This is a genomic window from Cognatundibacterium luofuense (genome assembly GCF_018139685.1).
In the GTDB taxonomy this organism is placed as follows: Bacteria; Pseudomonadota; Gammaproteobacteria; order Burkholderiales; family Burkholderiaceae_D; genus Undibacterium; species Undibacterium luofuense.
Genome location: NZ_JAGSPN010000590.1, coordinates 1 through 289, shown reverse-complemented (window position 1 = coordinate 289; position 289 = coordinate 1). Strand labels below are relative to the sequence as shown.

Annotated in this window: 1 protein-coding gene; it reads right to left on the bottom strand. The window is 44.6% G+C overall.

What is annotated here, in order from left to right; translation table 11 throughout:
* Nucleotides 1-266 (bottom strand): GNAT family N-acetyltransferase (locus KDM89_RS21765; protein ID WP_369123608.1); only part of this gene is annotated, 266 nt, incomplete at its 3' end.
* Nucleotides 267-289 lie beyond the last annotated feature (23 nt).

Sequence of the window (289 nt, the reverse complement as noted above, 5' to 3'; positions counted from 1 at the left end):
AGTAACTTGCCAATCCATGGGTCATAGGTAAAATAGTACATGGCAAAACCAACAATGCTGTGTCCTTCAGGGGTCCAGTGCTCTTTAGGCACTTCTGCAACCAGGCAGTGGTAGAAGGGGTGCTCTCCAAAACCATCCTCTAAGAGATCTTTCTCAGTTAAAACTACTTGATCTTCCATGTATTCATATTTAGCCAGTTCCTTGATCAGTCGCAGGATGTCACTGCAGTCAGAGGCAGTGGCTGGACGGATCTTAAATTTAGCCATTTTCGTCTTTTGCTTTTCTTCCC